20 protein-coding genes are annotated in these 22,496 nt (G+C 67.5%); 5 read left to right on the top strand and 15 right to left on the bottom strand.

Annotation, left to right across the window (positions count from 1 at the left end; translation table 11 throughout):
* Position 1 precedes the first annotated feature (1 nt).
* Genes AC1KVE_RS14955 through AC1KVE_RS14940 form a run of 4 tightly spaced genes read right to left on the bottom strand, consistent with a single transcriptional unit; the run spans position 2 to position 3,853 of the window.
* A complete protein-coding gene (locus AC1KVE_RS14955; RefSeq protein ID WP_481092582.1) occupies positions 2-1,474 on the bottom strand; it encodes an ABC transporter permease/substrate-binding protein in 1,473 nt (490 codons plus the stop codon).
* On the bottom strand, positions 1,471-2,208 hold the full coding sequence (locus tag AC1KVE_RS14950) for an ATP-binding cassette domain-containing protein (protein WP_024939502.1): 738 nt from the start codon (positions 2,206-2,208) through the stop codon (positions 1,471-1,473). Before AC1KVE_RS14950 ends, AC1KVE_RS14955 begins: the two co-directional genes overlap by 4 nt.
* A 48-nt stretch (positions 2,209-2,256) precedes the next feature.
* Positions 2,257-2,601, bottom strand: a complete 345-nt coding sequence (locus AC1KVE_RS14945; protein ID WP_221234180.1) for an EF-hand domain-containing protein — start codon at positions 2,599-2,601, stop codon at positions 2,257-2,259.
* 46 nt (positions 2,602-2,647) lie between these two features.
* On the bottom strand, positions 2,648-3,853 hold the full coding sequence (locus tag AC1KVE_RS14940) for a DesA family fatty acid desaturase (RefSeq protein ID WP_016901218.1): 1,206 nt from the start codon (positions 3,851-3,853) through the stop codon (positions 2,648-2,650).
* A 153-nt stretch (positions 3,854-4,006) separates the two neighbouring features.
* Between AC1KVE_RS14940 and AC1KVE_RS14935 the strand changes: the two genes are divergently transcribed.
* The 3 genes from AC1KVE_RS14935 (at position 4,007) to AC1KVE_RS14925 (ending at position 7,414) form a co-directional block, all read left to right on the top strand.
* Positions 4,007-4,852: an ABC transporter ATP-binding protein gene (locus AC1KVE_RS14935; RefSeq protein ID WP_016901219.1), complete on the top strand. Its 846-nt coding sequence runs from the start codon at positions 4,007-4,009 to the stop codon at positions 4,850-4,852.
* A 189-nt stretch (positions 4,853-5,041) separates the two neighbouring features.
* Positions 5,042-6,052 (top strand): TIGR00266 family protein, encoded by a 1,011-nt coding sequence (locus tag AC1KVE_RS14930; RefSeq protein ID WP_016901220.1) that lies wholly within the window; start codon positions 5,042-5,044, stop codon positions 6,050-6,052.
* 324 nt (positions 6,053-6,376) lie between these two features.
* Positions 6,377-7,414 carry a patatin-like phospholipase family protein gene (locus AC1KVE_RS14925; protein WP_016901221.1) on the top strand — a complete coding sequence of 346 codons (1,038 nt, stop codon included), beginning with the start codon at positions 6,377-6,379 and terminating at the stop codon, positions 7,412-7,414.
* A gap of 420 nt (positions 7,415-7,834) precedes the next feature.
* Here the strand turns inward: AC1KVE_RS14925 and AC1KVE_RS14920 are convergent, their stop codons facing one another.
* Both AC1KVE_RS14920 and AC1KVE_RS14915 read right to left on the bottom strand, forming a co-directional pair.
* Positions 7,835-10,051, bottom strand: coding sequence for a TonB-dependent siderophore receptor (locus AC1KVE_RS14920; protein ID WP_184457736.1), 2,217 nt, complete (start codon positions 10,049-10,051; stop codon positions 7,835-7,837).
* A 222-nt stretch (positions 10,052-10,273) separates the two neighbouring features.
* The gene (locus AC1KVE_RS14915) at positions 10,274-10,756 is read right to left on the bottom strand and encodes an Lrp/AsnC family transcriptional regulator (protein WP_016901223.1); all 483 of its coding nucleotides are present in this window, start codon (positions 10,754-10,756) and stop codon (positions 10,274-10,276) included.
* A 127-nt stretch (positions 10,757-10,883) separates the two neighbouring features.
* Here AC1KVE_RS14915 and phhA point away from each other — a divergent pair, with 127 nt between their 5' ends.
* Together phhA and AC1KVE_RS14905 are read left to right on the top strand one after the other, a co-directional pair.
* On the top strand, positions 10,884-11,774 hold the full coding sequence (phhA, locus tag AC1KVE_RS14910) for a phenylalanine 4-monooxygenase (protein ID WP_039814301.1): 891 nt from the start codon (positions 10,884-10,886) through the stop codon (positions 11,772-11,774).
* A 68-nt stretch (positions 11,775-11,842) separates the two neighbouring features.
* Positions 11,843-12,487, top strand: a complete 645-nt coding sequence (locus tag AC1KVE_RS14905; RefSeq protein ID WP_184432607.1) for a DMP19 family protein — start codon at positions 11,843-11,845, stop codon at positions 12,485-12,487.
* Between the two features lie 86 nt (positions 12,488-12,573).
* Here AC1KVE_RS14905 and AC1KVE_RS14900 read toward each other — a convergent pair whose 3' ends face one another.
* From AC1KVE_RS14900 to dctP, 9 genes are all read right to left on the bottom strand, one after another.
* Entirely contained in the window at positions 12,574-13,692 is a 1,119-nt protein-coding gene (locus AC1KVE_RS14900) for a cupin domain-containing protein (RefSeq protein ID WP_184432609.1), read from the bottom strand.
* Positions 13,693-13,967: 275 nt separating this feature from the next.
* Positions 13,968-14,630: an RpiB/LacA/LacB family sugar-phosphate isomerase gene (locus AC1KVE_RS14895; RefSeq protein ID WP_184432611.1), complete on the bottom strand. Its 663-nt coding sequence runs from the start codon at positions 14,628-14,630 to the stop codon at positions 13,968-13,970.
* Between the two features lie 217 nt (positions 14,631-14,847).
* A complete protein-coding gene (kduD, locus tag AC1KVE_RS14890; protein ID WP_016901228.1) occupies positions 14,848-15,603 on the bottom strand; it encodes a 2-dehydro-3-deoxy-D-gluconate 5-dehydrogenase KduD in 756 nt (251 codons plus the stop codon).
* Positions 15,604-15,749: 146 nt separating this feature from the next.
* The gene (kduI, locus tag AC1KVE_RS14885; RefSeq protein WP_016901229.1) at positions 15,750-16,604 is read right to left on the bottom strand and encodes a 5-dehydro-4-deoxy-D-glucuronate isomerase; all 855 of its coding nucleotides are present in this window, start codon (positions 16,602-16,604) and stop codon (positions 15,750-15,752) included.
* A gap of 425 nt (positions 16,605-17,029) precedes the next feature.
* On the bottom strand, positions 17,030-18,088 hold the full coding sequence (locus AC1KVE_RS14880) for a LacI family DNA-binding transcriptional regulator (RefSeq protein WP_024939515.1): 1,059 nt from the start codon (positions 18,086-18,088) through the stop codon (positions 17,030-17,032).
* Between the two features lie 141 nt (positions 18,089-18,229).
* The gene (locus AC1KVE_RS14875) at positions 18,230-19,813 is read right to left on the bottom strand and encodes a family 43 glycosylhydrolase (RefSeq protein WP_053051811.1); all 1,584 of its coding nucleotides are present in this window, start codon (positions 19,811-19,813) and stop codon (positions 18,230-18,232) included.
* A 236-nt stretch (positions 19,814-20,049) separates the two neighbouring features.
* Entirely contained in the window at positions 20,050-21,333 is a 1,284-nt protein-coding gene (locus AC1KVE_RS14870; protein WP_016901232.1) for a TRAP transporter large permease, read from the bottom strand.
* The gene (locus AC1KVE_RS14865; protein WP_016901233.1) at positions 21,333-21,854 is read right to left on the bottom strand and encodes a TRAP transporter small permease; all 522 of its coding nucleotides are present in this window, start codon (positions 21,852-21,854) and stop codon (positions 21,333-21,335) included. The genes AC1KVE_RS14870 and AC1KVE_RS14865 overlap by 1 nt, the downstream gene beginning before the upstream one ends.
* Positions 21,855-21,864: 10 nt before the next feature.
* The coding region (gene dctP, locus AC1KVE_RS14860) for a TRAP transporter substrate-binding protein DctP (protein WP_481093066.1) at positions 21,865-22,496 on the bottom strand (632 nt) is incomplete at its 5' end.

The following is a 22,496-nucleotide window of genomic DNA, read 5'->3' as shown; positions in this document are numbered from 1 at the left end:
CTCAGCCGCGCTGGCGGATGCGCAGCCCACGCGGGGTGACCCAGCGCTCCAGGCCTTCGAACAGCGCCTGCACGATCAGCGCGAGCACCGCCGCAGGAATCGCGCCTTCCAGGATCAGGCCGATATCGTCCAGGCGGATGCCGGTGAGGATCGGCTGGCCGTAGCCGCCTGCGCCGATCAACGCGCCCAGCGTGGCGGTGCCCACGTTGATCACCGCCGCGGTCTGAATGCCGGCCACGATGGTGCGACGCGCCAGCGGCAGTTCCACCCGCCACAGGCGCGTCCATGCCGGCAGCCCGATCGCCTCGGCGGTCTGGCGCAACTCGCGCGGGATCGAGGTCAGCCCGGCATGCGTGTTGCGCACGATCGGCAGCAGGCTGTAGAGAAACAACGCGGCAATCGCCGGTTTGGCGCCGATGCCGAACAAGGGAATCATGAAGACGAACACTGCCAGCGACGGCAAGGTCTGCAGCACGCCGGTCAACGACAGCACCACCTGCCCGAGCCGCGGCCGCCGGGCCGCCAGCACGCCCAGCGGCAACGCGATCAGCAAGGCAAAGCCCAACGAGATGCCGACCAGGGCCAGATGCTCGCGCGTATGCCGCAGCAGACGCGCCACACGCGAGTCGGCTGCCGATGCCGGCGTAACGCCCAGCCATTGCGCAGCCACCGCCGCCTCGGACTGACGCTCCAGCTTCACCTGTGCGTTGAGCCGCTGCATGGTCGCCTCGTCGATGCGCCCCTGCAGCCCCCGCAATGCCTTGAGCATCGCCGGCGAGCGCTGCGCCAGGTCCTTGCGATACAGGAACACCGCCTGGTAATCGGGAAAGTAATGGCGGTCGTCGCGCAGCACCTGCAGCCGGTAATACGGAATTTCCGCATCGGTGCTGTACAGATCGGTGACCTCGATCGCCCCGCTCTGCAGCGCGCGATAGGCCAGATCGTGATCCAGCCCGGTCGCGGTCTGCGGCAGTGCATAGGCGGCGCGCACGCCGGGCCAGCCATCGGCGCGCTGCATGAATTCGTTGCTCAGCCCGATCTTGAGCGATGGATGCCGTGCCAGATCCGACATCGATGCGATGCCAAGCGCCTGCGCGCGCTCGACGCGCATGCCGAAGGCATAGGTGTTCTGGAAGCCGAGCGAGTCGGTCATCGCCAGCCCACGCGCGTCCAGTGCGGCGCGCAGTTCGGCCTGGCTAGCCTTGGGCAGCTGCAGCAGTTCCTGCGCCAGCGTGCCGGTGTATTCGGCGTACGCATCGATCTGCCCGGTCTCCAGCGCGCGCCACAGGATGCGCGTGCCACCGAGCTGCGCGCGGTGTTGCACGTCCACGCCGTCGCGCTGCCCGGCGGCGGTGGCGATCTCGCCCAGCAGCACGGCCTCGGTGAAGTTCTTCGAGCCGATCGTCACCTGCGCGGCCTGCGCACCGACGCTTGCGATCAGCAGTGCCACGGCGAGCAGCACGCGCGCGATCATGCGGCGTCGCCGATGCTGCGCTGCGCAGTGAGAAAGCGCTGCACGAACGGATCGGCCGGCTGTTCCAGCAGGCTGCGCGCACTGCCCTGCTGCACCACCTGGCCGGCCCGCATCAGCACCAGGGTGTCGGCCAGGTAGGCGGCTTCGGCAACGTCGTGGGTCACCAGCACCACGGTCTTGCCGAGCTGGGCGAACAGCGCGCGCATCTGCGCCTGCAGGTCGTAACGCACGATCGGGTCGAGCGCGCCCAGTGGCTCGTCCAGCAGCAGGGCCGGTGGATCCAGCATCAGCGCACGGATCAAGCCCACGCGCTGGCGTTGACCGCCGGACAGCTCGGCCGGATAACGCGCCAGCAACTCCGGCGGCAACTGGCAGAGCGCGCACAGGGTCTGCAGGCGTTGGTCGATGCGCTGCCGCGTCCAGCCCAGCGTCTGCGCCAGCAACACCACGTTGCTGCGTGCATCCAGATGCGGGAACAGCCCGCCCTCTTGAATCACATAACCGATGCGCTGGCGCTGCGCCTGCAGGCCGGCGCGTTGCAGCGGCGCGCCATCGAAGGCGACCGTGCCGCTGTCCGGCCACTCCAGCCCCACCAGCATCCGCAACACGGTGGACTTGCCGGCGCCGCTGGGGCCGATCAAGGCGGTGGTGATGCCGCTGGCGAACTGCAGGGAGACGGAGTCGAGGGCAATGGCCTGGCCGTAGCGCCGGCTGACCTGGTCGAGAGTGAACATGCGCTCGAGCTTGCCGAACGCAGCGTCAGACGCGCGCGAAGGTACGCATCAGCGCGGCGGCGCCAGCAACTCGCGCGCGCTCAGGTAGCCGTCGCCGTTGGCATCCTGCCGCGCGAAGCGCTCGATCAGCGTGGCGCGATGCGCGGCGCGGGTGATCGGCTTGCCGCGCCGGCCAGGTAGCTCATCGCCCTGCAGCACGCCGTCATGGTCCAGGTCGCGCTGCTCGAAGGCATAGCTCATCCAGGCCAGATATTCATCGCGGCTGACCCGGCCATCGCCATCGGTATCCATGCGTTGCAGATACTGCTGGCTGTCCTGCACCTGGGCCTGCGCTTGCGCAAGAAAAGCCGGAGCGCACACAACACCCGCCAGCAGCAGGCCGCGCGCGATCAAGCCATACGATCCACGCACACGCACAGCAGCACGCGTGCCCCGACGATTACGACCCACTCAGCGCATAACCCTTCAACCGCGCCGCATAGGCCTGCAAGGCGGCATTGCCGCTGGCTTCGGCTTCGTGACACCACTGCTGCAGGTGCTTGAGCCGTTCGGACGCATCGTGGCTGCGCGCCTCCAGCACTGCAGTCAGGCGTGCGCGGTACTCGACCAGCGTGCGCATGCGCGGGCGCTCGGCCACCCAGTGCTGCAGTTGCGCGCGCGCATCGGGCTTGAGCCACCGCCCGTCATCGACCAGGCCCTTGCGCAGCCGCCGCGGCAACAGCTGCCGCAACTTGGCGCCGGTGGCCGCGGCCTCTTCGCGTAGCGCCGGGGTGAACACATTGCGCTGGTAATCGGTCATCGCCTGGAAGCGATGCGAGAGCAGGGCCTTGAGCGTGTCGGCATCGGGCACGGCGATGTTGGGGCGGATGTCCAGCGACGGTGCCACCCGCAGCACCTTGGCCAGGCCGATCGCCTGCAGCCCGCGGATGGCGACCCAGCCGATATCCAGCTCCCAGCGCCGCATCGAAAACCGCGCCGAGCTCGGGAACGCATGATGGTTGTTGTGCAGTTCTTCGCCACCGATCCACAGCGCCCACGGCGTCAGGTTGGTGGAGGTGTCGGCCGACTCGAAATTGCGATAGCCCCACCAGTGGCCCAGGCCGTTGACCACGCCGGCGGCCCAGAACGGAATCCACGCCATCTGGATCGCCCACAGCGCGATGCCGGGCAAACCGAACAGCACCGCGTTGATCACCAGCAACGCGATCGGGCCGGCATTGGCATGCGGGGTGTACAGATGCCGCTCGATCCAGTCGGTGGGCGCGCCCTTGCCGTATTGCTCGATGTCGGCACGCTGCGCACGCGCTTCGCGGTACAGCTCCACGCCACGCCAGAACACCTGGCTGATGCCCTTGGTCTGCGGGCTGTGCGGGTCTTCCTCGGTCTCGACCTTGGCGTGATGCTTGCGATGGATTGCCACCCATTCGCGGGTGATCATCGAGGTGGTCAGCCAGGTCCAGAAGCGGAAGAAGTGCGCCACCACCGGATGGAAGTCCACACCGCGATGGGCCTGGCTGCGATGCAGGTACAAGGTCACTGCGAAGATGGTGAGCTGGGTGAACACCAGCAGCACCGCCAGCATGCCCCATACGCCCAGCCCGGCCACGCCGGAAGTCAGAAGGTCGATGATCGGGTCGGACAACATCGGCATTTCCACAGCGGCGCCATCGGGTTGGGTCGATGGAGACATGATGGGGGCGATGGCGGCAAACTTCACCCTCCGGATGCGTAGGGTGCGCCCTACATTTCTAAAGCGGTTCACACGCTCCCCTTCCCCACTGCGCCTGATGTCACCCGTATGACGGTTACTGCCGAAATGTCCACCGATCCTGCTGCTGTTGCCAACGCCATCCCGTTGATCGAGCTCGACCAGGCCAGCGTGATGCGCGGCCAGGTACGCGTGCTGCATGCGCTCAGCCTGCGCATCGCGCTGGGGCAGCACACCGCCATCCTCGGCCCCAATGGCTGCGGCAAATCCTCCTTCATCAAGCTGATCACCCGCGAGCTGTATCCGCTGGTGCGCGCCGACGGCCAGGCCGCGGTGAAAGTGCTCGGGCAGGTGCGCTGGCAGGTGGATCGCTTGCGCTCGCAGCTGGGTATCGTCACTGGCGACCTCAGCGTCAACCTGGCCGACATGCCGGGGCTGGATGTGGAAAGCGCGGTGCTGTCCGGTTTCTTCGCCAGCTATGTGGTGCCACCGCATCGCGAGATCAGCGACGACATGCGCGCGCGGGCACGGGAGGCCTTGGCCCTGGCGCGCGCGCTGCCGTTGCTGGACCGGCAATTTGCCGAACTGTCGGCCGGCGAGACCCGCCGCGTGCTGATCGCGCGCGCACTGGTCAACCGCCCGCAGGCGCTGCTACTGGACGAGCCGTCCACCGGCCTGGACCTGGTGGCGCGACAGCACCTGCTCGACACCATGCGTCACCTGGCCCGGCAAGGCATCACCCTGATCCTGGTGACCCATCACATCGAGGAAATCGTGCCGGAGATCGCGCGGGTGATCCTGCTGCGTGCCGGCACCGTCGTGGCCGATGGTCCGCGCGATGCGCTGCTCACCGACGCCAGCCTGTCGGACGTGTTTGGTGGCCCGGTGCGGGTGCAGCGCGACGGCGAGCGCTATTGGGCGACGGTGGGCGAGTAAGCGCCCCCCCCCTGCCGTGCGCGCAGGCCGGGGACCCTGCGCAAGCTGCGCGACGACAGCCGGCAGCGACGCGCTCCTTACAGCCCACAACCGCGCCCAACCGTACCTTCCGGGCATGACCTTGGACACGGGACGCCGTCACCGCGGCTGCGCTTAGACTCGGCGCACGCACAGACAGGAGTCGTCCCGATGGCCCAGTGGTATTTCCATGTTCCCGGACAGGCCGATCGCATCGGCCCGCTCGACGATGCCAGCGCCCGCGCGCATGCCCAGCGCCAGCCCGACGCGCTGGCCTGGCGCGACGGACTCGATGGCTGGACGCCGGCCCGCCAGCTGGCCGAGCTGCAGGGCGGCAGCGGCCTGCCGCCGCCGCTGACCGGCGCGGCCGGGCGCGCCGACGAGATCGACTACCGCATCGTCGGCAACGACATGCAGTTCGTCGAGGTCGAGCTGGACCCGGGCGAAAGCGCCATCGCCGAGGCCGGCGCGCTGATGTACAAGGACGCCGCGGTGCAGATGGACACCGTGTTCGGCGACGGCTCGCATGCCGGCCAGAGCGGCGGCGGCGGGCTGATGGGCAAGCTGCTGTCGGCCGGCAAACGCGTGGTCACCGGCGAGAGCATGTTCACCACCGTGTTCACCCATGCCGGCAGCGGCAAGGCCAGGGTCGCATTCGCCGCGCCCTATCCGGGCACGGTGCTGGCGCTGCGCCTGTCCGAGCATGGCGGGCAACTGATCTGCCAGAAGGACAGCTTCCTGGCCGGCGCGCGCGGCGTGTCGCTGGGGATCGCGTTTCAACGCAAGATCCTCACCGGCCTGTTCGGCGGCGAGGGCTTCATCATGCAGAAGCTCGAAGGCGACGGCTGGGTCTTCGTGCATGCCGGCGGCACCGTGGTGGAACGCGAACTCGGCCCTGGCGAACGCATCGATGTGGACACCGGCTGCGTGGTCGCCTACCACGCCGGTGTGGACATGGACGTGCGCCGCGTCGCCGGGCTGAAGAGCATGTTCTTCGGCGGCGAAGGCGTCTTCCTGGCCACCCTCACCGGCCCCGGCAAGGTGTGGCTGCAATCGCTGCCGTTCTCGCGCATGGCCGGCCGCATGCTGCAGGCCGCCCCACAGGCCGGCGGCCAGCAACGCGGCGAGGGCTCGGTGCTGGGCGGCCTGGGAAGGTTGCTGGATGGCGACAACCGATTTTGATGGGGTGACGCGGCAGGCGGGTGTGCGGGCACCCTTCTCCTGCCGGGAGACGGTGGCGCGTCGCGCCGGATGAGGGGACCGGCGAAGCCTGCTGCGATCCCATGTGGCCTCGCTCCTTACCCTCCCCCCCGCTCCGCGCCCCCGGCCCGTGCAGGTGGCTGCGGTCATCGCCCGAACGAACCGGCTCGCCCTTCTTGCCGGGACAAGGCAGTGCAACGCCTGCAAACGATGCCGTTCTGAACAATCTCCACGCACGCCTACCATCAGCGCCACCGTGACGGCACGCGTGTATTCTCCCTCGCCTTTCCCATCGACGTTTTCGCCATGACTGCGCTCCGCCGCCCACGCTCGCTTGCCCTGTTGTCCATGCTCGGTCTGCTCTCGGCCTGCGGTGGCGAGCCGCGCCCGGCAGCACCGGCGCCGGTGGTGCAGGCACCGTCTGCCGGCGCGGTCAAACCGGTCAAGATCGGCGTGGCGCTCGGTGGCGGCGCGGCCAAGGGCTTTGCGCATATCGGCGTGATCAAGATGCTCGAGGCCAACGGTTTTGCGCCGGTGGTGGTGTCGGGCACCAGCGCCGGCAGCGTGGTCGGGGCGCTGTATGCCAGCGGCATGGATGCGTTCCAGATGCAGGAAAAGGCCGTCGCGCTCGACCAGACCAGCATCCGCGATGTGCGGATCTTCTCCGGCGGCCTGGTGCAGGGCCAGAAGCTGCAGGACTACGTCAACGAACAGCTCGGCGGCAAGCCGATCGACAAGTTGCGCAAGCCGTTCGCGGCGGTCGCCACGCGGCTGGAAGACGGCGAACGCACCGTGTTCGTGCGCGGCAATGCCGGCCAGGCGGTGCGCGCATCCAGCAGCATTCCCGGCGTGTTCGAGCCGGTGACCATCGGCCAATACCACTATGTGGACGGCGGCGTGGTCAGCCCGGTGCCGGTGGATGCGGCGCGCCAGCTCGGTGCGGAATTCGTGGTGGCGGTGGATATCTCCAGCAAGGCCAGCGGCAAGAATCCCGGCGATCTGCTCGGCACCGTCAACCAATCGATCTCGATCATGGGCCAGCGCCTGGGCGAGGCGGAACTCAAGCGTGCCGATGTGGTGATCCGCCCCAAGGTCAACGACATCGGCTCGGCCGATTTCAACCAGCGTGGCGCGGCCATCCTGGAAGGCGAGCGTGCGGCGATGGCGGCGATGCCGCAGATCCGCGCCAAGATCGCGCAGTTGCAGGCGCAGCGCAGCAGCGCCACCCGCACTGCCGCCGAGCAGGCTGCCGCCGCCAAGGCGGAAGCGTATCGGCGCTGCCTGCAAGAGCGCTCGCGCTGGCAGAAACTGCGCGGCAAGGACGAGGCCTGCGTGGCGCCGTGAGGCAAAGGCGGTGCGAGGCGATGTGCAGCTGATGCGGGTGCCGCGCGAGGTCATGCGGAGCTGAGCGGGCGTGGGCGCCTGTTCCGAGACACGCGCATTTTTAAAGCCGATGCGTAGGGCGACTGCGTTGTTGGATGCCTTGTGTTGATGCACCGAGGGTGTGCCGGACGAGGTCGCGGCCGGGGCGGCGTTCTTTTCGGCTGCGCTGAGATGTGTCGCGGAGGGGGGCGCGGCCTGGGCCGCTCCTACGACGGCGGGGCATTTTTTTCAGGTGCGCTGAGGCGGGATGGGGTCGCGGCCGGGTCCGCTCCTACCAGGGGCGGGTGTATCGGCTATGTCGGCGCGGCCAGCACCACTCCTGTAGGAGCGGCCCTGGCCGCGATGCCTTACCGGTAACGCATCCGCTTCATCGGCAACGCCTCAATAGCGCCAACGCAACGACAGGCTGACAAACCGCGGCTCGCCGTAGTTCTGGTAATCCAGGTTGGCCCAGTAGGTCTTGTCGAAGGCGTTGCGTACCGCCAGCGTGGCGGTCCATTGCTCGCTGATGAGGTAGTTGGCGTTGAAGTGCACCAGTGCATACGGGTTCTGCACCACGGTCACCGGCGTGGTGGCGCCGGTGCCGTCGCCGGTGGGGCGCTGGATATTGAAGCCGCGCACCGCGCTCTGCCAGCTGACGCCGCCGCCGATGCTCAGGCGCTCCCAGGCGCCGGGCAGGCGCAGCTGCGTGGACAGCTGCAGGTAATCCTCGGGCAGGTTGGCGTAGATCGCATCGGTGGGAGGGCGCGTCACCTTGACGTGGGTAAAGCCGGCATTGACGGTCCAGCCGGGCAGGAGTTCGCCGTTGAAATCCATTTCCCAGCCCCGGCTCTTGGTGCCGTTGATACCGATGTAGGCCGAATTGCCGTCCGGCAGCGAGGATTCCGGCTGGGTCATGTCGCGCACGGCGAAGTTGTCCTGCTTGGCCTCGAACACGGCGGCGGTGGCCATCGCACGGCCGTCGAACAACTGCGCCTTGATGCCGGCTTCCAGGTTGGAACCTTCCACCGGGGCGAGCAGGTTGTTGTCCTTGTCGCGGTAATTCTGCGGGTTGAAGATCTCGGTATAGCTGGCGTAGAGCGACACATCCGGCACGATGTCGTAGACCAGTCCCACATACGGGGTGACTTCGTCGCTCACCTCGTACCGGCCGCTGGTGCCGGTGTAGGCGCCGCTGGCATTGAAGGCCTGGGTGCGGGTTTCCCAGGAGCTCAGGCGTGCACCGGCGATCAGCGACAGCGGGTCGGCCAGACGCAACCGGGTGGAGGCATACACGCCGCGCTGCGTGGTGCGCGCTTCGCTGCGGCGGCCGGTCCGCGCATAGGTCACTTCGGAAATATCGCCATCCCAGTTGCGGATATTGGGGATGAAATAACAGCGCTCGGGCGGGCCAAAGTCGTTAGGGCAGCTCGCCCAGTCATCGGGATAGGTCTGCGCGACGCCGTAGGAGGTCGACTGCAGATCCTGCCAGCTGCCGCCGACCACCACATCGTGCTGGCGGCCGAACAACGAGAAACCGCCGGACAGGTACACGTCCACGCCATCGCGCGCGTCGCTGGTTTCGCCGGCGCCGGTGCGCAGAAAGATGCCGCTGCCATCGGCGGCCGGATAGCCGGTGCCGTAAACGCGCAGGCTCTGCACATCGCCCTTGGTATGCGCGTAGTTGACGCGCAGCAGCCAATCCTCGCCGAAGCGTTGTTCGAGGTTGGCGAAGGCGGTGCTGGTCTCGCGCTGCCAGCGGCTCCACTTGGGCGCCATGTTGGTCGAGCGCGGCAGGTTGGCCGGCGAACCGTCGGCGGCGAAGAACGGCACCGTGCCCCAGGTCGAGCCGACGGGGGTGTTGTCCTGGCGCTGATAGCCGACGGTGAGCGTGGTGCTGTCGGTCAGGTCGCCTTCCAGCACCGTCATGCCCGACATCTTGTTGTCGTGGTAACGGTCGTAGTAGTAATCGCGGTCCTGCCAGGCCGCGACCACGCGGCTGCGCCAGCGCCCGTCTTCGGTCAGCGGCGCATTGACGTCGGCCTGCATGCGGCGGAAATCCCAGGTGCCGGCACTGACTGCGAACGAGGCATCGAAGTCCTTGCCCGGGCGCTTGCGCAGCAGGTTGACCGTGGCCGAGGGAATGCCGGCGCCGGTGAGCAGGCCGTTGGCGCCGCGGATCACCTCGATGCGGTCGTAGAAGACCGTGTCGTATTCCTGGTTGGTCGCACCGCTGTAGGTAGGCAGGCCATCGACCTGGAAGTCGGTGATCTGGAAGCCGCGCGCGAAATACAGCGGGCGCTGGGTGTCGTAGAACGACACGTTGACGCCGGTGACGTTGCGCATCACATCGTCGATGCTGAACAGCGATTGCTCTTCCAGCCGCTGCAGCCCGATCACGCTCACCGACTGCGGCGTTTCCTGCAAGGTCAGCGGCAGGCGTGTGGTGGTGGCCGGCTGCGCGCGGCTCACCGCACCGTTGACGTTGACCTGGTCCAGCGTCTTGGCATCGCGTGCATCGGCGGCGGCATTGTCGGCACGGGCAGCGCTGGGCGTCAGCGCCAACGCGCATAGCAAGGCAGCGGACAACGTGGCCAGGGGGGCGGAAATCGCGGGCATTGGAGGGTTCTCGTCGATCGGTGCGGGACGCGCGGCGTCACCGGGCAAAAAACGCAGGCATGCGCGGCGCGTCCCACTCGGGCGACGAGCTGGCTGGCCCTGTCGGGCTGGCGGATCGACGAGAAGACATGCCGGGCGCAGCCGGATGTTACGCAAATGTAAATCGTTATCGTTTGAGAGGCAAGTCACAGTGCACGCGTGCCTGCCTCGCAGCCCGCCGGATCAGCCCAGATGCGAGAGCGGCAGGCCTTCCGGTGCCTTCACCGTGCGCAGCACGAAGCTGGAATTGACGTCGGACACGCCGGTCGCATTGAGCAGGCGGTCGAGCAGGAAGCGCGAGAAATGCTCCAGGTCGCGCACCTGCACCTGCAGCAGGTAATCCATGTCGCCGGTGAGCGCCCAGCAGGCCACCACCTCGTCCCAGCCGCGCACGCCGTCGGCAAAATGTTCGATATCGGCCTGGCCGTGCTGCTCCAGCTGCACGCGCACGAAGGCCTGCAGCCCCAGCCCCAGCGCCTTGGCATCCAGGCGTGCGCCGTAGCCGGCGATGATGCCGGCCGCCTCCAGCCGCTGGGTGCGGCGCAGGCAGGCCGAGGCCGACAGATTGACCTGCACCGCCAGCTCCGCATTGCTGCTGCGGCCCTGCGTCTGCAGCAGGGCGAGCAGGCGTAGATCGGTGCGGTCCAGGGCGATTGGCTGGTCCATATGTTGCGCAGCAGCAGAGGATGACGCACGAATCTTGCGCCCGGAAGCATCGGACACGCAAGATTCGCAATCCCGTTGCGCGACCATCCGGCTAAGGTGAGCGCTGATCATCGGGAACCGCCGCCGCATGAACATCGCACCGCAACGCGTCGAGAATCAGCTCACCGACAAGGGCTATGTGCCGGTCTACACCACCGCCGTGGTCGAGCAGCCGTGGGATGGCTACAGCGCCGACGACCATGCCACCTGGGGCACCCTGTATCGCCGCCAGCGCGCGCTGCTGGTCGACCGCGCCTGCGACGAGTTCCTGCAGGCGCAGGATGCGATGGGCATGGGCGAGACCCACATTCCGCGTTTCGATGCGCTCAATGCGGTGCTGCAGGCGGCCACTGGCTGGACCCTGGTCGGCGTGCAGGGCCTGCTGCCGGAGCTGGATTTCTTCGAGCATCTGGCCAACCAGCGCTTCCCGGTGACGTGGTGGATCCGCCGCCCCGATCAGATCGACTACATCGCCGAACCGGACCTGTTCCATGACCTGTTCGGGCACGTGCCGCTGCTGATGAATCCGCTGTTTGCCGACTTCATGCAGGCCTATGGCCGTGGCGGGGTCAAGGCGCACGGCATCGGCGCGGACGCGCTGCAGAACCTCACCCGCCTGTACTGGTACACGGTGGAATTCGGCCTGATCGCCACACCGCAGGGGCTGCGCATCTTTGGTGCCGGCATCGTGTCGTCGAAGGGCGAATCGCTGCATTCGCTGGAATCGCTGGCGCCCAACCGGATCGGCTTCGACCTGCAACGCATCATGCGCACGCGCTACCGCATCGACAGCTTCCAGAAGACCTACTTCGTCATCGACAGCTTTGCGCAGTTGATGAGCGCCACCGCGCCGGATTTCACCCCGATCTATGCCGATCTTGCGCAGCAGGCGCAGGTGCCGGCCGGCGAGGTGCTGGACACGGATCGGGTCATCCAGCGCGGCAGCGGCGAAGGCTGGAGTACAGACGGCGACGTGTGAGGCCGCACCGACTCGACACCATCGCCGACGCAGACTATGGTCAAACCTCCCCATACCGCCTTCGCTCAATGGACCTGACGCAGCTTCGCATCCGGCGCTTGGAGCTGGACGACACCCGCCTGCTGTTCACCCTGGCCAACGGCATCCGTATCGACGAGCCGATCAAGGCGCAGCGGCTGTTGTTGAAGGCAACGCCGCCGCAACGCGCGCAATGGCAGCTCACCGACGACGGCTTCGGGGTGAACTGGCCGGCGGTGGCGCCGCCCACGGATGAGGGGCTGCTCAACATGCCCGATTTGCTGTGGCGCCGACGCAGCGCACGCGCGCAAACCAAACTGACCGCGCTGCGCGGACGCATGGATGCCTTGTCACCGGGCGAGCGCGAACTGGTGGCATTGGCGCGGCTGGATGCGGACATGAGCGAGAGCGGCTATGCACGCTACTTCGACCGCTGGGACGCCGCTACCCGGCGTGACGCATTGCAGGGGCTGGGCGCGATGGGCGCGGTGCAGGCGCGCCAGGCGATCGAAGGCCTGGGCACGGTATTCGAACGCCTGGAAGAAGACCCCAACCTGCTCAGCATCGAAGACATTCTCGACGCGATGAGCGAGACCGATCGCCAGCGCGTGGATGGCTGGGAAGAGGTCTACTACCGCCGCTCCGGCGAACTGGCCCGGCTGGGCCTGACCCACTACGGGGTCGACAAGGCGTAAGCACGCGTGCAATGACGCGCATGGCTCACAGCCGGCATCGCGCATCGTCCACACCCGCAACGCGCTACCGACGCACCGGGCCTATCTCAGCCTGCCGGCTTGGCGAGATAGGCCAATAGCAGCACCAGTGGCTCATCGCCGGTCTGCTGCAAGGCATGGGTGCTGCCCGGGCGCGTCAGCAGCGCATCGCCGGCAGTGACCTGGTACTGCTTGCCATCCAGCGCGTACAGCCCGCGCCCGCTGACGATGTAATAGATCTCGTCCTTGTCGTGCAGATGCAGGCCGATGCCGGCGCCCTTGTGCAGCACGCGCTTGCGCAGCACGAACGGCAACTGCGGTGCGTCGGCGAAGAACGGATACGCCATGGTCGGCCCGGCGCCGCCGTGCGGGCCGGGTTGCGGGCGTGCGAGATCGCGTTCGTGCACCACCAACGAGGGATGCGCCTGCGCCGCGCGTTGGATGGCGGTGTCGGGAGCTGCGCCGCAATCGGCATCGCGGCGCAGCTGTGGCGTGAGAGCGGGTTGCAGCTGCATCCAGCCATGCACGACCAGGCACGCCACGGCAGTGGCGCCGGCGCGGCTGAAGTGGGTGCCGTCGGCTTTGCCTTGTTCGGGAACGAACAGGAAGTACGGCCTGGCCGCCTGTTCGCCGAGGGCGCGGATCCAGTCGCTGGAACTGGCGTTGAGATCGATCAGGCCCACGTGTTCCTGCGCGGCGAGTTGCTGCATGGCCAGGGTGTAGCGGCCGTGGGTGTCGAGCAGCGCGCCGAAGTCGTAGAGCAGACGGGCGGCCGGCGTGATCAGGATCGGCGTGGCGCCCTTGTCGCGCGCGGCGATGATATAGCGGCGCAGGAACTGCTGATAGTCGCCCTGCGGGTCGGTGTAGCGGGTTGGATCTTCGTGTTTGGCGTCGTTGTGGCCGAACTGGATCAGCAGCACGTCGCCGGCACGGAGGTCCTTGGCGATGGCGTCCAGGCGCCCTTCGGCGATGAAACTGCGGGTGCTGCGGCCGCCCTTGGCGTGGTTGCGCACCTGCCATTGCGCCGGGTCGAACCACTCCTGCAGCATCTGGCCCCAGCCTGCCTGCGGCGCACGTTCGGCACCGTATTCGGCGGCGGTGGAATCGCCGGCGATGAAGATGCGGTGTGGGTCGGCGCGGGCGCCATTTGCGCAGAGCAGCAGCAATGCGAACAGCAGCAGACGCATGGTGGGCTCCGGTAAAAATGCTGAGTGCGCGACGCTGTTCCTTCTCCCATCGGGAGAAGGTGCCCGAAGGGCGGATGAGGGTGCGGCGGCACAGGAAATGTTGGACGGCCGTACTGTCGTCTCAAGCCTTTCAAGCCTCCCCTTTCAGGGCAGGCCGCGGCCTCACTTCCCCGCTCCGCGCCCCGGCCCGCGCCGGCAGCGCGGGCTCCAAGGCACGCGCGCCAGTGGCGCGCGAACAGTGCCCTCTCACCCCGCGGGAGGAGGGCTTTAGGCCGTTATGCTGCTGCGGCGGCGGCTTCGGGCTTGCCCAGCACGCCGGCGACGAAGTTGCGGATCTCGGCGTCCTGCGCATTGTCGAAGAAGCACTGCTGGAAACGCTCGCCGCCCACGGCCTGCTTGATCAGCTCCGGGTCGATGGCGCGCAGGCCGTCGAGGTAGGACTTAGCGGTGGCCTGCTTGACATGGGTCAGGATGCCGGCATTGGCGGCCTGCGATTCGCGACGCTCGGCCGGGTAGCCCATGCCGCGCTCGCCGCTGAAGGCCTTTTCGAAGATGTAGCGCACGTTGATTTCCGCGCCCCAGCCGTAGCCCTTGGCGAATGCCAGCGACAGCGCGTTGCCGTTGTTGACCTGGGCGAACAGGTAGGCGTCGGTCGGCTCGATGCAATAGCCGCAGAACACGCCCGGATGCGCGTTGAGCGACATCATCGCGCCCTGGCCGGTGCCGCAGCCGGCGACGACGAAGTCCACGGCCTTGGAGTTCAGCAGCAGGCTGGCGACGATGCCCAGGTGGATGTAGGTCAGGCGGTGGTCGTCGTCGCCGTCCATGCCGACGTTGAAGACGCTGTGGCCCTGCTCGCCGGCGACGTCGTTGAGCTGCTGCAGGATCACCGGGTTCTTGCCGGCCTGACTGAACTCATTCATGAGTGCGATTTTCATGGGGATGCTCCGATTGGTTTGGGGAAGTTGTGTCGACTGTGGAGTTGATTGGTGTGCGCGCCTGGATGCGGTCTTGCTTCGCTTTTCAGGTGCCTTGTCGGTGAGCGATCAGGTGCTGAAGGTCTTGTCGGAGCTGCGGCACGCGTCTGGTCATGTACGTGCCTGCCGGCCCTCATCCGCCCTTCGGGCACCTTCTCCCTGAGGGAGAAGGTTTGACTCAGCGTGCCAGCCAGCCGCCGTCGACCGGGATGATGGCGCCGTTGACGTAGTCCGAGGCGCTGCTGGCCAGGAACACCGCGGTGCCGCCGAGGTCGGCCGGCACGCCCCAGCGCGCGGCCGGGATGCGGTCCAGGATGGCCTTGTTGCGGTCCTGGTCGGCTCGCAGCTGGGCGGTGTTGTCGGTGGCCATGTAGCCGGGCGCGATGGCATTGGTGGTCACGCCCTTGCTGGCCCATTCGTTGGCCAGCAGGCGGGTGATGCCGGCGATGCCGGACTTGCTGGCGGTGTAGGACGGCACGCGGATGCCGCCCTGGAACGACAGCATCGAGGCGATGTTGATGATCTTGCCGCTGCCCTGGGCGATGAAGTGGCGGCCGGCGGCCTGCGCCATGAAGAAGGCCGATTTCAGATTGACGTTCATCACGTCGTCCCAATCCTGCTCGCTGAAATCCACCGCGTCGGTGCGGCGGATCAGGCCGGCGTTGTTGACCAGGATGTCCAGGCGACCCAGGCCGTCCAGCGTTTCCTTGAGGATGCGCTCGACCGGTTCGACGCTGATCAGGTTGGCCTGGATGGCGACGAAGCGGCGGCCCAGTCCCTTGACCAGTTCCTCGGTCTCGGTCGGCGCCTGGATGCCGGCGGCGGCGATGTCGGCGCCGGCCTGCGCCAGTGCCAGCGCGATGCCCTGGCCCAAGCCCGTGTTGGCACCGGTGACCAGTGCGACCTTGCCTTCGAGACTGAACGGATTGCTCATTACCTTATCGCTCCTGCTGGGTGTGCCACGTTGGATGAGTGCGTGCGTCCGCGCGATGCGCGGCCGCTGGCATGGGGTGGAACTGGCGCGTCGATGGCGCTAGCGCATCGACGCGGTGAGTGCGGTGCTGCCCGGCACGCATGGCCTTACTTGAGCTGGCAGATGTCCAGCACGTGCATGTCGGTGTAATCCAGGTTTTCGCCGCCCATCGCCCAGATGAAGGCGTAATTGCTGGTACCGGCGCCCATGTGGATGGACCATGGCGGCGACACCACCGCTTCGTTGTTCTGGATCACGATGTGGCGCTGCGCGTCCGGCTCGCCCATGAAGTGATAGACGCGGTCATTGGCGCCGAGATCGAAGTAGAAATACACCTCGCTGCGGCGGTCGTGCAGATGCGGCGGCATGGTGTTCCAGACGCTGCCCGGCTTGAGCACGGTCAGGCCCAGCAACAGCTGCGAGGACTGGCAGGTGGTCGGCACGATGTACTGGTAGATGGTGCGCTCGTTGCTGGTTTCCAGCGCGCCGCGCTCCAGCGCCACGGCATCCTTGATCGACAGTTGCTTGGTCTCGAAACGCGCATGCGCCGGTGTCGAGGCCAGATAGAACCTGGCCGGGTTGGCGGCATCGTCAGAAGCGAAGCTGACATCGGTGCTGCCCATCGCCACGTACAGGCCGTCCTTCGGCCCGAGCGTGTAGACGGTGCCGTCCACGGTCACGCTGCCGGTGCCGGCGCCGACATTGAGGATGCCCAGCTCGCGGCGCTCCAGGAACGGATGGCCGGCGGCAGACGCCGGTTCGGTCTGCCTGGGCAGTTCCAGCGTGGTGCCGAGCGGTGCTGCGCCACCGAGCACGAAGCGCTCGTAGTGGGTGTATTTGAGCGTGACCGCATCGTCGACGAACAGGCCATCGAGCAGATAGAGCTCGCGCAGGTCGTCGTTGCTGGCGCCCTTGATGGCGTCGGGATGGGTGGCGTAGTGGGTCTTGCAGTACAGGGACATGCGCGATCTCCGGTGCCAAGCGCGGGGGGATTGGCTTGCACCGGGCCATTCTACCGACTCTGGTTAACCGGTGTCATTGCGCAGTGCACGATAGCCGCATGGCGGCGTGGCAGCGTGGGAATCCCTTCTCCCCTCTGGAGAAGGTGGCGCATTGCGCCGGATGAGGGGACGAGGCTGCGCGCGGTGTTGGATGCGGGGCTTGATTGGTCGGGTGGAGGCTTATGTGCCCTCAGCTCATGGCTGAGCTTTCTCAGATGGCTGTCTGCCGCCCCAACCCCCGCCCCGCCCCGCGCCCCGGCCCGCGCTGGCGGCGCGGGCGCTCCAAGGCACGCGCGCCCATGGCGCGCAAGCCGTGCCTTCTCGCCCCGACGGGAGAGGGGCTTTGTTGCTCGCCTGGCGTCCCCTTGCCTGGGCTTTGACCTCGCTCAATCCTCCGGCGGTTGGCAGGAGTCGCGCACGATCAGGTGCGGGCGCACGCTGGCGGTGGGCAGTTGCGGGGCGTTGTCGGGCTGGATCAGCATCGCCGCGGCGGTGCGGCCGGTGTCGCGGGTGTGGCGGCGCACCGAGGTCAGCGGCGGCCACAGGCGGGAGGCCAGCGAGCTGTCGTCGTAGCCGATCACCGACAGCTGGCGCGGGATGCTGATGCCGGCGCGCAGCGCGACCTTGTAGATACCGGCGGCCATTTCGTCGTTACCGGTGAAGATGGCGGTGGGGCGCTTCTTGCCCAGCAGCAGCTTTTCGGCCGCGGCCACGCCCGATTCGAAGGTGTAGCCGGCTTCGACGATGCGCTCGGGCGGCAGTTCGATGCCGCGCCGGGTCAGCGCGTCGGCAAAGCCGGAGGTGCGCTCGATCGAGGAACGGTAGGCACTGGGGCCGGTGACCAGGGCGATGTCACGGTGGCCGAGCGAGAGCAGGTAATCGGCGGCCTCAGCGGCGCCGTCGCGGTCGTGGGTGATCACCGTCTGCGAGGTGGTGTCCAGCGCGACCGAAGCGATGCGGGTGTAGCGGCAGCCGATCTCGGCCAGCATGTCGGCCAGCGCCTGGTCCTCGGAGGCGCGCGGCACCAGGATCACGCCATGCAGCTTCTGCGCCTGGGCGAAGCGGCGCACGCCTTCGATGTAGCCGGGGCTGCGGCTGTCGCAGGGGTGCACCACCAGCTCGAAGCTGGAGCCGCGCAGCGCGTCCAGCGCGCCGTACTGCATGTCCACGATGTACTGCGCGGTGGGGTTGTCGTAGACCATGCCGATCAGGAACGAGCGCCGGAACGCCAGCCCGCGCGCCAGCGGGTCGGGCGCGTAGCCGACCTCGCGCATCAGCGCCTCGACCTTTTCGCGGGTGTCCTGCCGCACCAGCGGCGAGTTGTTGATGATTCGCGACACGGTCTTCTTGGACACGCCCGACATCCGCGCGATGTCGTTGATCGTGGCTACCTTGCCCTTCGGCAGGCCGGGCATTCCCTCTTCAGGCATCTTGCGGGCGGGCATAGCGGTCAACCAGTGAAGTTGATTGGATTCTACCGGCCAGACGGCCGGCAGACCTGAGCGAAGCCTGCCGCCACCCCGAACCCGCCGTGCAGGACGCGCCGCAGCCGGCAGCACGGCGGCATGCCCGGCGATGCAGAACGGTCAGTCCAGGGCGCGGTAGCGGAAGTTGCGGAACTCCACCTGGCCCTGCCCGGCGGCATACAGCGCCGGCTTCAAGGCCAGGAACTTGCCGGCCACGTTGTGGTGGTAGCCGGACACTTCCATCTGCACCGGGTACTTGGTCCAGGTGGTGCCGTCGGTGCTGCTATGGATGGTGACGATGTGGCGGTTGTTGGTGACCCGCAGCCACAAGGTGCCACCGGTCGCACTGGGGGCCAGCGTGCCGGGGCGTTCCTCGCCGTAGCGGTGCATGACGAAGTTCTCGCCATTGCTGCCCACGCCGGCATAGAGCTTGTCGCTGTAGAACAGCAGCGCCCCGCCCTGCCCGCCCGGTGCCACGGTCATCTGCACCTCGAACTGGTAGGCCTGGTCGGTGGCGATCACCGTCAGCGGCGAGGCGTTGCGCGGGGCGCTGCCCTTGCCCTGCAGGCGCAACACGCCATCGCCGACCTGCAGCCGCTTGGCCTCGTCGGCGGCCGGGTTGAAGAACGCCCACTGCGGGCCCAGCGTGCTGGCGCGGAAGTCGTCCGACAGCGCCAGCCCATGCGGCAAGGCCTGCCCGCTGGGCTTTTTCAGCGGCGTGCCCAGGTCGCCACCCTTGGCGACGAACCAGCCGTCCGGGGTCCACTCGATCGGGTCCAGCAAGGCCTGCCGGCCCAGGGTCCAGTAGCCGTGTTCGTAGCCGTGGTAGAGCATCCACCAGCGCTGGTCGGTGCCTTCCACCAGGGTGGCATGGCCGCGCGACCACCACGGCTCGTCAGCGCTCCTGGTACGGGTGATCGGGTTGTTGGGCGCGTTCTGCCAGGGGCCGTGGATCGAGCGCGAACGCGCGGTGATCACCATGTGTCCGGTCGGCGGGCCGGCGGTGCCGCCGACGGCGGTGGTCATGTAGTACCAGCCGTTGTGGCGGGTGATCTTGGGGCCTTCCTGCGCGTAGCCTTCCACGTCCCAGCTTTCCGGGTATTTCCAGCCGTCGTAGACGTGCTTGGGCGTGCCGACCACTTTCAGGCCGTCATCGGAGAGCTGCACGTAATCGCCACCGCTCAGGAACAGATAGCGCTTGCCGTCCTCGCCCACTGCGTGGCCCGGGTCGATGTACTTGCCCAGGCCGATGTCGATCGGCGCGCTCCACGGGCCCTTGATGTCGTCGGCCCAGACCACGAAGTTGCTGCGCTCGCCCTGGTCGCCACGGCGCGCCGGGAAGTAGATGTAATAGCGCTTGCCGTGCTTGATCAGGTCCGGCGCCCAGATCGCGCCGACGTTCTGGGTGATGGCATGGCCCAGCGGCTGCCAGTTGACCAGATCGCGCGAATGCCAGATCGGTAGGCCCGGGTAGGCATCGAACGAGGACAGCGTGAGGTAGTAGTCCTGCCCGTCCTTGAGTACCGACGGGTCGGGGTGATCGCCGGCCAGCACCGGGTTGAGGAAGGTGCCGTCGCCCTGGTCGGCGATGCGCTGGTGCTCGATGCCGCGCTTCCAGTCGGCCGCGGCAGCGAGCCCGGCACACAGCAGCAGGCCGCCGGCCAGCAGCCAACGCAAACGGGTTGAAGCGATACGCACACGCATGCTTGCTCCTAGTCCCCGCTCGGCGGGGCGATACGACGGCCAGCGCCTGGAGCGTCGGCCGCCTGGATGAGGGCGGAACTACCTGCCAGCAGCAACGCCGGGCAGCGCGCCGGTAACGTCGCCAGGCGTTTGTCGGGCGAGGCGCGGCGCGCGGACATCGCATCGCACGCGCCGTGCAGGCCGCTGCCACGCATCGACCACGCCCACCTGACGGACGCAGTCGGGATCGCGGGCACTTACGCGCGCAGCGCGCGTGGCAACCACAGCGACAGTTCGGGGAAGAACGCCACGATCAGCAGCACGCCCAGGGCCGCCAGCCAGAACGGCCAGATGGTGCGCATGCTCTGGGCGATGGTGATCTGCCCGATCGAGGTGCCGATGAACAGCACCGAGCCGATCGGCGGGGTGATCAGGCCGATGCCGCCGGCCAGCACCATCACCAGACCGAAATGGATCGGGTCGATGCCGTAGGCCTTGACCACCGGCAGGAAGATCGGCGTGCAGATCAGGATCTTCGGCGCCAGGTCCATGAACATGCCCAGCAGCAACAGCATCACCACGATCATCAGCAGCACCGTGTTCTTGCTGTCGGCGATGGCCTGCAGGAACTTCACCGCCGCCGCCGGCACCTGCAGGTAGGCCAGCAACCAGCCGAACACCGCCGCGGTGGCGATCACGAACAGGATCACGCCGGTGGTGCGCGCCGCGTGCGTCACCGCGGCGAAGAACTCGGCCCACCGCAGCTGCCGATACAGCAGCGCGGTGACGATCAAGGCGTACACCACCGCGATCGCCGCGCTCTCCACCGCGGTGAAAATGCCGGCACGGATACCGATGAAGATCAACGCCACCAGGCCCAGGCCCGGCAACGCGCCGATCAGGCGCAGCGCCACTGCGCGCCAGCCGGGGAACGGCTCGGTGCCGTAGCCGCGATGACGCGCCACCGCATAGCCGGTGACCATCATCGCCGCGGTCATCAACAGCGCCGGGAAGATACCGGCCGCGAACAGGTCGGCGATCGACAGCCCGCCACCGGCCGCGGCCGAGAACAGGATCAGGTTGTGCGAGGGCGGCACCAGCAACGCCACCAGCGCGGCGGTCATGCTCACGTTGACCGCGTAGTCGCGGTCGTAACCGCGCTTGATCATCTGCGGGATCATGGTGCCGCCGACCGCCGAAACGTCGGCGATCGCCGAACCGGATACGCCGCCGAAGAACAGCGACGACAGCACGCTGACCTGGCCCAGGCCGCCACGCACGCGCCCCACCAGCGAGGAGGCCAGCGCGATCAGGCGTTCGGAGATACCGCCGCGCAGCATCAGCTCGCCGGCGAAGATAAACAACGGGATGGCGATCAACGAGGCCGAGCCGCTGCCGGCGGAAATCTGCTGCACCAGCACCACCGTGGGCAGGTCCAGATACAGCAGCGTGGCCAGTGCGGCCGCGCCCAGCGCATACGCCACCGGCACGCCGATCAGCAGCAGCACCACGAAGGTTCCCAACAACATCGCAATGCCCATCAGCGCACTCCTCCGGCCTGGATCGGGCGTAGCACACGCCACAGCTTGTACAAGGCAAAGATCACCATCAGCGCACCGCCGATCGACAGCGGCAGGTAGTTGATGCTCTGCGGCATCTGCGCGCCGGCCATCTTGATATCCAGGCCATCGAGCAGCAGCGCCGCGCTCCACCACGCCAGCACCGCACCGATGGACATGATCATCAACGGGCGGATCAGGTCGAACACCCTGCGCACCAGCGGCGGCACGTGTTCGCCCAGCAGGTAGAAGCCGAAGTGGCGGTTGGTATGCACGCCGGCGGCCGCGCCCAGGCTCAGGGCGGTGCTGAGCAACAGCAGCGTCACCGGCTCGGTCCAGCTGGGCGAGTCGTTGAGCACGTAGCGGGTGAACACCTGCCAGCCCTGCACGACCACCAGGCCCAGCAGCGCGATGGATGCCACGCCAACGGCGGTATCGGAAACGCGGTCCAGCGCGCGCTGCAACGGCGCGACCGGGACGGCGACGGTCTCGGGTTCGGTCATCGGGTCACCTCTATGCAAAATCGCGGATGCGGCGGTACAGCGCTTCGATCTCCGGCTGCTTGCGGTATTCGGCCAGCAGCGGTGCGGCGGCGGCGCGGAACGCCGGCATGTCGACCTGATTGAGCTTGACGCCGTAATCGATCACCTGCTTGCGCGCCACGGTCTCCGAGGCATCCCACAGATTGCGCATCACCGGTACCGAGGCGCGTGCCAGTTCCACCACCAGAGCGCGATCGTCCGGACGCAGCGATTCGAAACTCTGCCGCGACATCACCAGGATGTCCGGCGCATAGGAATGCTCGCTCTGCGACCAGTAATGCGCGGCTTCGAAATGCCGGCTGGACTGGAAGCTGCGCATGTTGTTTTCCGCACCGTCGATCATGTGCGTTTCCATCGCCGAGAACGTCTCGCCCAGCGACATCGGGGTGGGATTGGCACCCAGCATGCGCATCAGCTTGAGGAAGATGTCCGACGAGGCCACGCGCAGTTTCAGGCCCTTGAGATCTTCCGGGCGATGCAGCGGGTGCTTGGTGTTGTAGAAGCAACGCGCACCGGAATCGTAGATCGCCAGGCCCACCAGGTCGCGCTGCTCGAAGCTGCGCAGCACGCTGTCGCCGACATGGCCGTCGATGGCGCGGCGCA

This window comes from Xanthomonas sp. NCPPB 2864, from assembly GCF_056675615.1.
Note: the sequence above shows the minus strand (reverse complement) of the source record. Positions and strands in the feature narration are given on the sequence as shown.